General features: G+C 60.6%; 12 protein-coding genes. 8 read left to right on the forward strand and 4 right to left on the reverse strand.

The features are described from left to right. Positions 1 to 56: 56 nt before the first annotated feature. Positions 57 to 1,286: a phosphoglycerate dehydrogenase gene (serA, locus tag AB4P94_RS07995; protein ID WP_003195214.1), complete on the reverse strand. Its 1,230-nt coding sequence runs from the start codon at positions 1,284 to 1,286 to the stop codon at positions 57 to 59. A 205-nt stretch (positions 1,287 to 1,491) separates the two neighbouring features. Here serA and AB4P94_RS08000 point away from each other — a divergent pair, with 205 nt between their 5' ends. The 4 genes from AB4P94_RS08000 to AB4P94_RS08015 all read left to right on the forward strand — a co-directional run bounded on the left by AB4P94_RS08000 (position 1,492) and on the right by AB4P94_RS08015 (position 5,782). Further along, positions 1,492 to 2,886, forward strand: coding sequence for an FAD-binding oxidoreductase (locus AB4P94_RS08000; protein ID WP_395610101.1), 1,395 nt, complete (start codon positions 1,492 to 1,494; stop codon positions 2,884 to 2,886). A gap of 22 nt (positions 2,887 to 2,908) precedes the next feature. Next, on the forward strand, positions 2,909 to 3,574 hold the full coding sequence (locus AB4P94_RS08005) for a fumarylacetoacetate hydrolase family protein (RefSeq protein ID WP_016973016.1): 666 nt from the start codon (positions 2,909 to 2,911) through the stop codon (positions 3,572 to 3,574). A gap of 250 nt (positions 3,575 to 3,824) precedes the next feature. After that, a complete protein-coding gene (locus AB4P94_RS08010) occupies positions 3,825 to 4,748 on the forward strand; it encodes an SdiA-regulated domain-containing protein (protein WP_395610102.1) in 924 nt (307 codons plus the stop codon). Positions 4,749 to 4,867: 119 nt separating this feature from the next. Further along, the gene (locus AB4P94_RS08015) at positions 4,868 to 5,782 is read left to right on the forward strand and encodes an SdiA-regulated domain-containing protein (protein WP_395610103.1); all 915 of its coding nucleotides are present in this window, start codon (positions 4,868 to 4,870) and stop codon (positions 5,780 to 5,782) included. 52 nt (positions 5,783 to 5,834) lie between these two features. On the opposite strand, the gene rpiA is transcribed toward AB4P94_RS08015, so the two are convergent. After that, positions 5,835 to 6,506 carry a ribose-5-phosphate isomerase RpiA gene (gene rpiA / locus AB4P94_RS08020; protein WP_395610104.1) on the reverse strand — a complete coding sequence of 224 codons (672 nt, stop codon included), beginning with the start codon at positions 6,504 to 6,506 and terminating at the stop codon, positions 5,835 to 5,837. Between the two features lie 137 nt (positions 6,507 to 6,643). Between rpiA and ilvA the strand changes: the two genes are divergently transcribed. Both ilvA and AB4P94_RS08030 read left to right on the forward strand, forming a co-directional pair. After that, positions 6,644 to 8,158: a threonine ammonia-lyase, biosynthetic gene (ilvA, locus tag AB4P94_RS08025; RefSeq protein WP_016973012.1), complete on the forward strand. Its 1,515-nt coding sequence runs from the start codon at positions 6,644 to 6,646 to the stop codon at positions 8,156 to 8,158. A gap of 40 nt (positions 8,159 to 8,198) precedes the next feature. Then, positions 8,199 to 8,612, forward strand: coding sequence for a DUF2269 family protein (locus AB4P94_RS08030; protein WP_395610105.1), 414 nt, complete (start codon positions 8,199 to 8,201; stop codon positions 8,610 to 8,612). A 145-nt stretch (positions 8,613 to 8,757) separates the two neighbouring features. On the opposite strand, the gene AB4P94_RS08035 is transcribed toward AB4P94_RS08030, so the two are convergent. Further along, complete coding sequence (locus AB4P94_RS08035; RefSeq protein ID WP_395610106.1) at positions 8,758 to 9,414, reverse strand: HAD family hydrolase; 657 nt, start codon at positions 9,412 to 9,414, stop codon at positions 8,758 to 8,760. A 143-nt stretch (positions 9,415 to 9,557) separates the two neighbouring features. On the opposite strand from AB4P94_RS08035, the gene AB4P94_RS08040 reads away from it, so the two are divergent. Further along, the gene (locus AB4P94_RS08040) at positions 9,558 to 10,037 is read left to right on the forward strand and encodes an RNA pyrophosphohydrolase (protein ID WP_003176750.1); all 480 of its coding nucleotides are present in this window, start codon (positions 9,558 to 9,560) and stop codon (positions 10,035 to 10,037) included. 22 nt (positions 10,038 to 10,059) lie between these two features. After that, complete coding sequence (ptsP, locus tag AB4P94_RS08045; RefSeq protein WP_395610107.1) at positions 10,060 to 12,339, forward strand: phosphoenolpyruvate--protein phosphotransferase; 2,280 nt, start codon at positions 10,060 to 10,062, stop codon at positions 12,337 to 12,339. A 60-nt stretch (positions 12,340 to 12,399) separates the two neighbouring features. Here ptsP and AB4P94_RS08050 read toward each other — a convergent pair whose 3' ends face one another. Continuing rightward, positions 12,400 to 13,146: an NRDE family protein gene (locus tag AB4P94_RS08050; protein WP_395610108.1), complete on the reverse strand. Its 747-nt coding sequence runs from the start codon at positions 13,144 to 13,146 to the stop codon at positions 12,400 to 12,402. Positions 13,147 to 13,211: the final 65 nt, after the last annotated feature.

Here is a 13,211-nt window from a genome sequence, read left to right on the forward strand (position 1 = left end):
CAGATGAAAAAAAGGGAGCCCTTCGGGGCTCCCTTTTTTGTGGTGCAGGTGAAACCTTAGAACAACACGCGGCTACGAATCGTGCCGTTGATGTGCTGCAGCTTCTCTTGCGCCAGGTCCGAGTACTCGGCGTCGACGTCGATCACCACGTAGCCGACCTTCTCGTTGGTCTGCAGGAACTGGCCGGAGATGTTGATGCCGTTTTCCGCGAAGACCTTGTTGATCTCCATCATCACGCCAGGGATGTTCTGGTGGATGTGCAGCAGACGGTGCTTGCCAGGGTGAGCCGGCAGGGCCACTTCCGGGAAGTTCACGGACGATACCGAGGTACCGTTGTCGCTGTACTTGACCAGTTTTTCCGACACTTCCAGGCCGATGTTGGCTTGGGCTTCAGCGGTGGAGCCGCCGATGTGCGGGGTCAGGATCACGTTGTCCAGGCCACGCAGCGGGCTTTCGAAGATGTCGTCGTTGGAGCGTGGCTCCACCGGGAACACGTCGATCGCGGCGCCGATCAGGTGCTTGTCCTTGATTGCGTCGGCCAGGGCGTCCAGCTCGACCACGGTGCCACGGGCAGCGTTGATCAGGATGCCGCCTTTCTTGATGGCGCGGATTTCCTTCTCGCCGATCATCCACTGGGTCTCAGCGGTTTCCGGCACGTGCAGGGTCACGATATCGGACATGCCCAGCAGCTCGGTCAGGCTCGCCACTTGAGTGGCGTTGCCCAATGGCAGTTTGGTCAGGGTGTCATAGAAGAACACCTGCATGCCCAAGCCTTCAGCCAGTACCGACAACTGAGTGCCGATCGAGCCGTAACCGACGATACCCAGCTTCTTGCCACGGATTTCGAAGGAATTGGCCGCGCTCTTGATCCAGCCGCCACGGTGGCAGGAAGCGTTTTTCTCAGGGATGCCGCGCAGCAGCAGGATGGCCTCGGCCAGCACCAGCTCCGCAACGGAACGGGTGTTGGAGTACGGTGCGTTGAACACCGCGATGCCGCGCTCGCGCGCTGCGTTGAGGTCAACCTGGTTGGTGCCGATGCAGAAACAGCCGACCGCCACGAGTTTCTTGGCGTGATCGAAGATCTCTTCGGTCAACTGAGTGCGGGAGCGAATGCCGATAAAGTGCGCGTCGGCGATCTTTTCCTTTAGCTGGGCTTCCGGCAGAGAACTGGTGATGTACTCAATGCTGGTGTACCCGGCGGCCTTCAGGACGTCGACGGCCGATGGGTGGACGCCTTCCAGAAGAAGGAACTTGATCTTGCTCTTATCGAGAGAAGTCTTGCTCATCTGCGTAAACCTGTATCCCGGAGAAAAATGGCAGGGAATCGGATCACGTAAGCTGACCCGGACGGCAGGAAAGCCGTCACCGCAGAAACGCCCTTGGGCTCTGTCCTGCGGGGGCGGTATGCTAGCATACGCGCCCCGCTAAACACCTATTCCTGCGACGTGAAGCGTTCTCAGGATGACCATGAATTGTTCGAGAGTTCTGTCGATGACCCATCCTGCCCTGATTGATGAGCTAAAGACCCTGGTTGAGCCCGGTAAAGTGCTGACCGATGCAGACTCCCTGGAGGCTTACGGCAAGGATTGGACCAAGCACTTCGCACCCGCACCGGTCGCCATCGTGTTCCCCAAGACCACCGAGCAGGTGCAAGCCATTGTGCGTTGGGCCAATGAACACAAGGTGGCGCTGGTGCCATCGGGCGGGCGTACCGGCCTGTCGGCAGCGGCGGTCGCGGCGAATGGCGAAGTGGTGGTGTCGTTCGACTACATGAACCAGATTCTCGACGTGAACCTCACCGACCGCACCGCCGTGTGCCAGCCGGGTGTGGTCACCAAGCAATTGCAGAACGTCGCCGAAGAAAAAGGCCTGTACTACCCGGTGGACTTCGCCTCGTCGGGTTCGAGCCAGATTGGCGGCAACATCGGCACCAATGCCGGCGGGATCAAGGTGATTCGCTACGGCATGACCCGCAACTGGGTCGCCGGCATGAAAGTCGTCACCGGCAAAGGCGATGTGCTGGAACTGAACCGTGACCTGATCAAGAACGCCACCGGCTACGACATGCGTCAACTGTTCATCGGCGCCGAAGGCACCCTGGGCTTTGTGGTTGAAGCCACCATGCGCCTGGACCGTGCGCCGAAAAACCTCACCGCCATGGTGCTCGGCACCACCGACTTCGACTCGATCATGCCGGTATTGCACGCGTTCCAGAGCAAACTCGACCTGACTGCCTTCGAATTCTTCTCCGACAAGGCCCTGGCCAAGGTCATGGGCCGTGGTGACGTGCCGGCGCCGTTCGAAACCGAGTGCCCGTTCTACGCGCTGCTGGAATTCGAAGCCACCACCGAAGAAGTTGCCAACCACGCGCTGGAAACCTTCGAACACTGCGTGGAGCAGGGCTGGGTGCTGGACGGCGTGATGAGCCAGAGCGAAACCCAACTGCACAACCTGTGGAAACTGCGCGAGTACATCTCCGAGACCATTTCCCACTGGACCCCGTACAAGAACGATATTTCGGTGACTGTCTCCAAAGTGCCGGCGTTCTTGAAGGAAATCGACGCGATCGTCGGCGAACACTATCCTGACTTCGAAATCGTCTGGTTCGGCCACATCGGCGACGGCAACCTGCACCTGAACATCCTCAAGCCGGAAAACCTGAGCAAAGACGAGTTTTTCGCCAAGTGCGCCACCGTGAACAAGTGGGTATTTGAAACCGTCGAGAAGTACAACGGTTCGATCTCCGCCGAACACGGCGTGGGCATGACCAAGCGCGATTACCTGACCTACAGCCGTTCCCCGGTTGAAATCGAATACATGAAAGCAGTGAAAGCGGTGTTCGACCCGAACGGGATCATGAACCCTGGCAAGATCTTCGCTGTTTAACCGCCCCTGAAGGAGTCGTTCCATGAGCTACCAGCACAAGTATGTCGACGGCACCAACATCCACTTCCCTCTGGGCAAGGTGGTGTGCATCGGGCGTAACTACGCCGAACATGCCAAGGAACTGGACAACCCGGTCCCGACCGAGCCGCTGCTGTTCATCAAGCCTGGCAGCTGTGTGGTCGCGCTGGAAGGCGGTTTCGCCATTCCGACCGAGCGCGGTTCGGTGCATTACGAGGCGGAAATCGCCGTGTTGATCGGCAAACCCTTGTCGACCAAGCCCAGCCGCGAAGAAGTGCTGGACGCTATCTCCGGCTTCGCCCCGGCGCTGGACCTGACCTTGCGCGACAAGCAGGCCGAACTGAAGGCCAAGGGCCTGCCCTGGGAAATCGCCAAGTCCTTCGACGGCGCGGCCGTGATTGCGCCGTTCGTGGTTGGCAGCACCTTCCCGGACGTGACCGACATCGGCATTCGCCTGACCATCAATGGCCAAGTGCGCCAGGACGGCAACAGTTCGCAGATGCTCAACCCGATCATCCCTATGATCCAGCACATGGCCGGCTGCTTCTCGCTGCAGGCGGGCGATGTAATCCTCACCGGTACCCCGGTGGGCGTGGGCCCGCTGAATGTGGGCGATGAGCTGGTGCTGGAGCTGGTGGGCGCCAGCCGCTTCGAAAGCAGCGTTCGCTAAAGCCCTGGCAAAACGCGGTCAAAAATGTGGGAGCGGGCTTGCTCGCGAATGCGGTATGTCAGTCACAAATATGCTGACTGATCCACCGCATTCGCGAGCAAGCCCGCTCCCACATTTGATTTGTGTACTGCTTTGAAATCGAACATTTTGCATTTTTTTCACACCGCATCCGGATAATTCCCAGCTTCCTGCGCGCGGGCCGTTTGCTCCTGTGCTATCACCTAAAGCTGACTCCCCGGAAAAGCGCCCCATGGCCGTGCCCCTGCCCACGATTAGCTCCAAGCCCCGCTCCCGTTTTGCCCTGCGCTGGTATTCCTGGCTGTTCCTGGCCGGCGTGGTGGTGTACGGCGTTTCGTGGGCCATGCACTGGGATGATCGCGGCGCGTTATGGGTCGCTGAGCGCTTTGAAACGCCGGCTGAACAGCAGGCCAGTGTCTGGCTGCCGGACTATCACGCCGTCATCGACGGCAAGTTGCTGCCGGGTATGGAAAAGGACGAGGCTTCGGACGTTTCCTATAACCCGCAGACCAAAACCCTGTTTTCCGTCATGGGCAAAAACCCTTTCCTTGCGGAGTTGAGCCTGCAAGGCGACGTGCTGCGCAAAATGCCGCTCAATGGATGGAACAACCCGGAAGGCGTGACCGTGATGGAGAACGGCCTGATGGCCATCGTCGATGAACGCATGCACACCCTGACCGTGGTCAAGGTCGATGCCAGCACTCAGCAACTGAACATCGCCGACTTCAAGACCTACGACCTGGGCCCGTCCAAAGACCAGAACAAAGCCTTTGAGGGCATCACCTGGGACAAGCGCAACGGGCAGATCGTACTCGGCGAAGAGCGCCCGCCTGCATTGTTCACCTGGAAAAGCGACGGCGCCACGCTGACCGGCGACAAGCAAAAAGTTGCCAGCAAAGAGTTGGACATGCGCAACCTCTCGGCCCTGGCCGTTGACCCGCGCACCGGGCACTTGCTGGTACTGTCGGCCGACTCCCACCTGTTGCTGGAGCTGGATGAGAAGGGCAAGCAAGTCAGCTTCATGACCTTGCTCGGCGGTTTCAACGGCCTCAAGCACACCATTCCCCGGGCCGAAGGCGTGACCATGGACGAGAACGGCACGCTGTACATGGTCAGTGAGCCAAACCTGTTCTACCGTTTCGAAAAGCAAAAATAACCCACGATTACGTCGGATATTGCTCCAGGAACGGCATTCGCCAGACATCGGGCAGCGTTTAAGTTTAAATTCAGACGGGCGTGATATTCATTCGCCACTTTTGATCTTGAGCCCTGCCGATGCGCCGATTTGCACGCCCCAAACCCGCGTTTCTCATTCTGTTGTTGATCGCCCTGGCTACGGCCGGGGTGGTCGCGCAGCAGTTTCGTTTGTTCGAACGCGCGTGGTTCAACTGGCAGGCCTGGCACCAACCTGCGGATGAGCGCTCCATCGGCCTGGCCGATTACCGGGTGGTGGTCGAGGGCCAAGTGATTGAAGGCCTCAACGATGACGTCTCGGCACTGACCTACGACCCGGTACGCAAAAGCCTGTTTACCGTCACCAACAAAAACGCCGAGCTGATCGAGCTGTCCCTGGAGGGCAAGATCCTGCGGCGCATTCCCCTGGTGGGCTTTGGTGATGCCGAGGCCGTGGAATTCATCAGCGACAATATCTACGTGATCAGCGATGAAGCCCAGCAGCGGCTGATCAAGGTGCATGTGAACGACGACACCCAATTTCTCGACGCTGCCGACGCGGAGCAAATGACCCTCGGCGTGCACATCGGTGGCAACAAGGGCTTTGAAGGCCTGGCCTACGACTCGGTGGGCAAGCGCCTGTTCGTGGCCAAGGAGCGCGACCCGATGCTGATCTACGAGGTCCACGGGTTTCCCCACTTCAAACCGGAAAAAACCTACTCGGTGCACGTGATCAACAACCCCAAGCGCGATGCCGGGCTGTTTGTACGTGACCTGTCGAGTTTGCAATACGACGAGCGCAGCGGCCATTTGCTGGCGCTGTCGGATGAGTCGTTTCTGGTGTTGGAGCTGGATATCGACGGTCGGCCGTTGAGCAGTCTGTCTTTGCTCAACGGGCGCCATGGCCTGAAAAAACGGGTGCCCCAGGCCGAAGGGATCGCCATGGATGACGAAGGCAGCTTGTACCTGGTCAGCGAGCCGAACCTGTTCTACGTGTTCAAGAAACCCAGCCCCTGAAAACGCTGAATCACCCTGTGGGAGCGGGCCCGTTCCCACATTAGATTTTGTGTCAGGCCTTGAGGGTTTTCACGCCTTCAGGGGTGCCAAGCAGCAACACATCCGCCGGGCGCGCCGCAAACAAACCATTGGTCACCACGCCGACGATGGCGTTGATTTGCGTCTCAAGCTCCACCGGGTCTGTGATCTGCATATTGAATACGTCAAGGATGATGTTGCCGTTGTCAGTCAACACGCCTTCGCGGTACACCGGGTCGCCGCCCAGCTTCACCAGCTCACGGGCCACATGGCTGCGGGCCATCGGGATCACTTCCACCGGCAGCGGGAACGCGCCGAGTACCGGCACCAGCTTGCTGCCGTCAGCGATGCAGATGAAGGTCTTGGCCACGGCCGCGACGATCTTCTCGCGGGTCAGGGCTGCGCCGCCGCCCTTGATCAGGTTCAGGTGCGCGTCGCTTTCATCGGCGCCGTCGACGTAGAACTCCAAATCGCTCACGGTGTTGAGCTCGTACACCGGAATGCCGTAGCCTTTCAGGCGCGCGGCGGTGGCTTCGGAGCTGGCCACGGCGCCGTCGAATGCGCCCTTGTGCTGGGCCAGTGCATCAATAAAGCAGTTGGCGGTGGAGCCGGTGCCGACACCGACGACGCTCTTGTCGTCGAGTTTGGGAAGGATTAAATCGACGGCGGCCTGGGCCACTGCCTGTTTGAGTTGATCCTGGGTCATGCGGGCTCCGGAACGGGCGGGGACTAAAGAGGGGCGCGAGTATAACCCAACAAAACCTCGGGATTCGTGTGGTCGCCCGGCCAAAAGCCGGGTTAGACTCCTTGGCCCTGCCAAACCGTGAAAGTAGAAGCCCGCCGATGCTTGAACAGTACGTCAAAAAGATCCTCACCTCGCGCGTTTACGACGTTGCCGTAGAAACCCCGCTGCAGACCGCCCGCCAGCTCTCCGAGCGCCTGGGCAACACGGTCTGGCTCAAGCGTGAAGACTTGCAGCCGGTGTTCTCGTTCAAGATTCGCGGCGCCTATAACAAGCTGACTCAGCTGACCGCCGAAGAGCGTGCGCGCGGCGTGGTCACCGCGTCTGCCGGCAACCACGCCCAGGGCCTGGCCCTGGCGGCCAAGGTGCTGGGGGTCAAGGCCACTATCGTGATGCCCAAGACCACCCCCGAAATCAAGGTCGAAGGCGTGCGCTCCCGTGGTGGCAAAGTGGTGCTGCACGGCGATTCCTTCCCGGAGGCCCTGGCGTACTCGCTGAAACTGGTCGACGAAAAAGGCTACGTCTACATTCATCCCTACGATGATCCGCACACCATTGCCGGGCAGGGCACCGTGGCAATGGAGATTCTGCGTCAGCACCCTGGGCCGCTGGACGCGATTTTCGTACCGGTGGGCGGCGGCGGGCTGATCGCCGGTATTGCGGCCTACGTGAAATACCTGCGCCCCGACATCAAGATCATCGGCGTCGAGCCGGACGACTCCAACTGCCTGCAAGCCGCCATGGCTGCGGGTGAGCGCGTGGTGCTGCCGACCGTCGGGATCTTTGCCGACGGCGTGGCGGTGGCGCAGATCGGCCAGCATACCTTTGACATCTGCAAAGACTATGTGGATGAAGTGATCACCGTCAGCACCGACGAAATCTGTGCGGCCATCAAGGACATCTACGACGACACCCGTTCCATCACCGAGCCTGCGGGCGCTCTGGGTGTGGCGGGCATCAAGAAGTACGTGGAAACCCGCGGCGTCACCGGGCAAACCCTGGTCGCCATCGACTCCGGCGCCAACGTCAACTTCGACCGCCTGCGTCATGTGGCCGAGCGCGCCGAGCTGGGAGAAGGCCGCGAAGCCATCATCGCCGTGACCATTCCGGAAAAACCGGGCAGCTTCAAGGCATTCTGCGAGGCCGTGGGCAAGCGCCAGATCACCGAATTCAACTACCGTTACCACACCGGCCGCGAGGCGCACATCTTCGTTGGCGTGCAGACTCACCCCGAAAACGACCCGCGCAGCGCGCTGATCGCCAGCCTGACGAGCCAGGGTTTCCCGGTGCTGGACCTGACCGAGAACGAACTGGCCAAGTTGCACATCCGGCATATGGTGGGTGGGCACGCAGCGAAAGTCAGCGACGAGTTGGTGTTCCGCTTCGAATTCCCGGAGCGTCCGGGCGCACTGTTCAACTTTCTTAACAAATTAGGCGGGCGCTGGAACATCTCGATGTTCCACTATCGCAACCACGGCGCGGCCGACGGCCGTGTAGTCGCCGGCCTGCAAGTGCCGGCGGACGAGCGTCACCTGGTGCCGGCCGCCCTGGCGGAAATCGGCTACCCGTATTGGGATGAAAGCGAAAACCCGGCCTACCAACTGTTCCTCGGTTGAGCGACTACGCTGACTGAGCGGCCCTTAAGGAATAGAGACCATGGAAACGCTGACCACCCTCAAGGTTATCCACATCACTGCCACCGTGTTGCTGCTGCTCAGCGGCCTTGGCCTGGCGGTGCTGGCCTGGCGCAAACGCAGCGCCGGCCCGGCAGTGACCGTGCAACGCCCGTGGGCGTTTGTGTGGCTGCTGATGGGAGTTTGCGTGGTCAGCATGCCGTTTACCGGCTGGTGGCTGGCGCATCTGATCGGCTGGCCGCTGGGGCAAACCTGGATTTTGGGCTCCAGCATCCTCTACACCGTGGCGGCGCTGGCCTGGTTTTGGCTGGTGGCGCGGCTTAACCGCCTGCGCAAGGGGGAGGGCGGCAGCCTGAATTTCACGCTGGTGCTGGCGGTGGTCAGCCTGGTGGGGTTTGTGGCGATTGCGGGGTTGATGGGGGCCAAGCCGGTTTAGGGCTGTTGTGGCGAGCGGGCTTGCCCCGCGTTGGGCTGCGAAGCAGCCCTTAGACCGGCGAATCAGTTTTATCAGGATAAGCGCAGTGGCTGTATTGGGGCTGCTTCGCAACCCAACGCGGGGCAAGCCCGCTCGCCACTGGTCATCAGCCGCGCAGCGAAATCACCGGCCACCCACGCTTCTCAGCCTCAGCCCGTAAATTCGGGTCCGGATCCACCGCCACCGCATGCGTCACCTGCTCCAGCAGCGGCAAGTCATTCATCGAATCGCTATAGAAGTAGCTGTCTTGCAGGCTATAGCCGGTCTCTTCCAGCCAGCGATTCAAGCGCGTCACCTTGCCTTCACGGAAGCACGGCACGTCAGTGCTGCGCCCGGTGTAGCGGCCATTTTCCATCTCGCACTCGGTGGCGATCAGGGTTTCAACGCCCAAGCGTGCTGCGATTGGCGCGGTGACGAAACGGTTGGTGGCGGTGATGATCACCAGTTTGTCGCCGGCGGCGCGGTGTTTGGCCAGCAGTTCTACGGCCAGCGGCAGCATCAGCGGTTCAATGCAGTCGCGCATGAAGTCGTTGTGCCATTCGTCCAACTGGGCCATCTCGGTGCGGCCGAGGATTTCCAGGCTGAAGTTCAGGTAGGCGGCGTTGTCGAGCTTGCCGGCCAGGTAATCCTGGTAAAACTCATCGTTGCGGGCCTTGTAGGCGATAGGGTCGAGAATCCTGCGTTCACAGAGGTAATCGCCCCACGCGTGATCGCTGTCACCGCCGAGAAGGGTGTTGTCCAAGTCGAATAAAGCCAGGCGCATTGCAGTTACTCGCTGAAAAGTCTGTAAAAAGGCGTCCAGAATACGGTCTTTTCACAAGAGTGCACATAAGGTAAGAAGCCTCGTTGCCGCTTGATGAACCTTTGTGGAACAATGCGGCGACATGCGTTTGCGAGGTTGTTGCCGTGATCGACCCCGATGGTTTCCGTCCTAATGTCGGGATTATTCTTACGAATGATGCCGGACAGGTGCTATGGGCTCGCCGAATCAACCAAGATGCCTGGCAGTTTCCTCAAGGCGGAATCAACCCCGACGAAACCCCTGAAGACGCCTTGTACCGTGAGTTGAATGAAGAAGTCGGCCTTGAGCGCGAAGATGTGCAAATTCTGGCCTGTACCCGTGGCTGGTTGCGCTATCGTTTGCCGCAACGCCTGGTGCGTACCCACAGCCAACCGCTGTGCATCGGCCAGAAGCAGAAATGGTTTCTCCTGCGCCTGATCTCCAACGAGCAGCGGGTGCGGATGGATTTGACCGGTAAACCGGAGTTCGATGGCTGGCGCTGGGTCAGCTATTGGTACCCGTTGGGCCAGGTGGTGACATTCAAGCGCGAAGTTTATCGTCGCGCTCTCAAAGAGCTTGCCCCGCGCCTTTTAGCGCGCGACTGACGACGGAGTTCGACCCCGAGCCATGCTCAATACGCTGCGCAAGATCGTCCAGGAAGTTAACTCCGCCAAGGATCTCAAGGCGGCGTTGGGGATTATTGTGTTGCGCGTCAAGGAAGCCATGGGCAGCCAGGTCTGCTCGGTTTACCTGCTGGACCCCGAGACCAACCGTTTTGTGCTGATGGCCACCGAGGGCCTGAACAAGCGCTCCATCGGCAAGGTCAGCATGGCGCCCAATGAAGGTCTGGTGGGCCTGGTGGGGACGCGTGAAGAACCCCTGAACCTCGAAAACGCGGCCGATCACCCGCGTTACCGCTACTTTGCCGAAACCGGTGAAGAGCGCTACGCCTCGTTCCTCGGCGCACCGATCATTCACCACCGCCGCGTCGTCGGCGTGTTGGTCATCCAGCAAAAAGAGCGCCGCCAGTTCGACGAAGGTGAAGAAGCCTTCCTTGTGACCATGAGCGCGCAGCTCGCAGGCGTAATTGCCCACGCCGAAGCCACGGGCTCGATTCGCGGCCTGGGCCGTGAAGGCAAGGGCATCCAGGAAGCCAAGTTCGTCGGCGTGCCGGGTTCGCCGGGCGCGGCGGTCGGTACGGCGGTGGTCATGCTGCCGCCGGCGGATCTGGATGTAGTGCCGGACAAGACCGTCAAAGACATCGACGCCGAAATCAAACTGTTCAAGACCGCCCTGGAAGGCGTGCGCGCCGACATGCGCAACCTGTCGAACAAGCTGGCCACCCAGCTGCGCCCGGAAGAGCGCGCGCTGTTCGACGTGTACCAGATGATGCTCGACGACGCGTCCCTCGGGAACGAAGTCAAAACCGTGATCAAGACTGGCCAATGGGCCCAGGGCGCATTGCGCCAGGTGGTCACCGATCACGTCAACCGTTTTGAAATGATGGACGACGCTTACCTGCGCGAGCGGGCCTCGGATGTGCGCGACCTCGGTCGCCGTCTGCTGGCCTACCTGCAGGAAGACCGTAGCACCAACATGGTTTTCCCCGACAACACCATTCTGGTCAGTGAAGAGCTGACTGCCACCCAGCTCGGCGAAGTGCCGGAAGGCAAGCTGGTGGGGTTGGTGTCGGTACTCGGTTCGGGTAACTCCCACGTCGCGATCCTGGCCAGGGCCATGGGCATTCCGACGGTGATGGGCCTGGTGGACCTGCCGTATTCCAAGGTCGACGGCATCGACATGATCGTCGATGGCCATCGTGGTGAAGTGTTCACCAACCCCAGCGAAGTGCTGCGCAAGCAATACGCTGAAGTGGTTGAAGAAGAGAAACAACTGGCGCTGGGCCTCGATTCGTTGCGCGAGTTGCCGTGCGTGACCACCGACGGCCACCGCGTGCCGCTGCTGGTGAACACCGGCCTGCTCGCCGATGTGGCCCGTGCGCAACAGCGCGGCGCCGAAGGGGTAGGGCTGTACCGCACCGAAGTGCCGTTCATGATCAACCAGCGTTTCCCGAGCGAGAAGGAGCAGCTGGCGATTTATCGCGAGCAACTGCAAGCCTTCCACCCGTTGCCGGTGACCATGCGCAGCCTGGACATCGGCGGCGACAAGTCGCTGTCGTATTTCCCGATCAAGGAAGACAACCCCTTCCTCGGCTGGCGCGGTATCCGCGTGACCCTCGACCATCCGGAAATTTTCCTGGTGCAGACCCGCGCCATGCTCAAGGCCAGCGAAGGCCTGAACAACCTGCGCATCCTGCTGCCGATGATTTCCGGCACCCATGAGCTGGAAGAAGCGTTGCATTTGATCCACCGCGCCTGGGGCGAGGTGCGCGACGAAGGCGCCGACGTGCCGATGCCGCCGATTGGCGTGATGATTGAAATTCCGGCAGCGGTCTACCAGGCCAAAGAGCTGGCGCGGCAGGTGGACTTCCTGTCGGTGGGCTCCAACGACCTGACCCAATACCTGCTGGCCGTGGACCGTAATAACCCACGGGTCGCCGACCTCTACGACTACCTGCACCCGGCAGTGCTGCAAGCCCTGCAACACGTGGTGCGCGACGCCCATGCCGAAGGCAAACCGGTGAGCATCTGCGGTGAAATGGCTGGCGACCCGGCGGCGGCGGTGCTGTTGATGGCGATGGGCTTTGACAGCCTGTCGATGAACGCCACCAACTTGCCGAAGGTGAAGTGGATGCTGCGCCAGGTTGAGCTGAGCATGGCCAAGGAACTGCTGGCCGAGCTGATGACTATCGACAACCCGCAAGTTATCCACAGTTCGCTGCAGTTGGCGCTGAAGAACCTGGGGCTGACGCGGATGATCAACCCGGCTTCGGCCAAAACCTTGTAGCCGACAAAGATCAAAATGTGGGAGCGAGCAAGCCCGCTCCCACATTGGTTTTGTGGCGTGCTAGATATTGAGCTCGATCTCACCCAAGCGCCCACCGTGCGGCCCAAAACTGCGCTCCACCATCCGCCGCGACCCATCGGCATTCACAATCAACACGGTGCTCGCCCGCGTCCCGTAACTCGGGCTGGCAATAAACACGCTGGACAGCAGGCTCTCCGTCGCCAACCCCACGCCGGTATCCGGCAAATCCGCAAACGGCGCGGTCTGCGGGTCGCTCAAAATGTCCAGCAAGGCCTCGGGCTGTGGATTCTCCAGCAGCCCGCCCAGCGCCGCCCTGGCCTTGAGCAACTTCGGCCACGGCGTATTCAGCCCGGCATTGGATAATCCGTACACCCCGGCCTCTAACCGTGTCGGCTCGGTGTCATTGGCGTTGTAATGCCACAGCTCTTCCCGCGTGCCCACCAGCAGGTTAAACCCGGAATATTCAATCGAACGGCCGTTAACGTCGGCCAAATACTCTTCAATCGGCTGAGAACCCGCAAGAAACCGCGCCACCAATTCCCCACGGGACTTGCGTGCCGGCGGCTGGTGCGGGTCTCGAATATTGGTCAGCGCAGCAAAACGCCCGTCGGCGTTGACCCCAAGCCAAGTGCCGCCGGCTTCCTGATCGCGCCCGGCGTAGATATGCGGCGCATCGGGCCACTGGGCCAGCGCCAGGCTGGGGCGGGCGTAGAACTCATCACGGTTGGCCGCGACGATCAGCGGTTGGGCATGGCCCGGCCGCCAGGCGAAAACAATCAGGCACATCAGGTGATCCCTTTTGTGTTTTTCCTCACTCTACCGACACAACGGCAGGCGTTCCATCGTATCGA

Source organism: Pseudomonas sp. B22129, from assembly GCF_044218875.1.
Classification (GTDB): Bacteria; Pseudomonadota; Gammaproteobacteria; order Pseudomonadales; family Pseudomonadaceae; genus Aquipseudomonas.

Excerpts from the sequence above, each read along its gene's own strand:
- serA (WP_003195214.1), bottom strand. The coding sequence starts at position 1,286 with ATGAGCAAGACTTCTCTCGATAAGAGCAAGATCAAGTTCCTTCTTCTG.
- AB4P94_RS08035 (WP_395610106.1), bottom strand. The coding sequence starts at position 9,414 with ATGCGCCTGGCTTTATTCGACTTGGACAACACCCTTCTCGGCGGTGAC.
- rpiA (WP_395610104.1), bottom strand. The coding sequence starts at position 6,506 with ATGACCCAGGATCAACTCAAACAGGCAGTGGCCCAGGCCGCCGTCGAT.
- AB4P94_RS08030 (WP_395610105.1), top strand. The coding sequence starts at position 8,199 with ATGGAAACGCTGACCACCCTCAAGGTTATCCACATCACTGCCACCGTG.
- AB4P94_RS08005 (WP_016973016.1), top strand. The coding sequence starts at position 2,909 with ATGAGCTACCAGCACAAGTATGTCGACGGCACCAACATCCACTTCCCT.
- ptsP (WP_395610107.1), top strand. The coding sequence starts at position 10,060 with ATGCTCAATACGCTGCGCAAGATCGTCCAGGAAGTTAACTCCGCCAAG.
- ilvA (WP_016973012.1), top strand. The coding sequence starts at position 6,644 with ATGCTTGAACAGTACGTCAAAAAGATCCTCACCTCGCGCGTTTACGAC.
- AB4P94_RS08000 (WP_395610101.1), top strand. The coding sequence starts at position 1,492 with ATGACCCATCCTGCCCTGATTGATGAGCTAAAGACCCTGGTTGAGCCC.
- AB4P94_RS08050 (WP_395610108.1), bottom strand. The coding sequence starts at position 13,146 with ATGTGCCTGATTGTTTTCGCCTGGCGGCCGGGCCATGCCCAACCGCTG.
- AB4P94_RS08015 (WP_395610103.1), top strand. The coding sequence starts at position 4,868 with ATGCGCCGATTTGCACGCCCCAAACCCGCGTTTCTCATTCTGTTGTTG.
- AB4P94_RS08010 (WP_395610102.1), top strand. The coding sequence starts at position 3,825 with ATGGCCGTGCCCCTGCCCACGATTAGCTCCAAGCCCCGCTCCCGTTTT.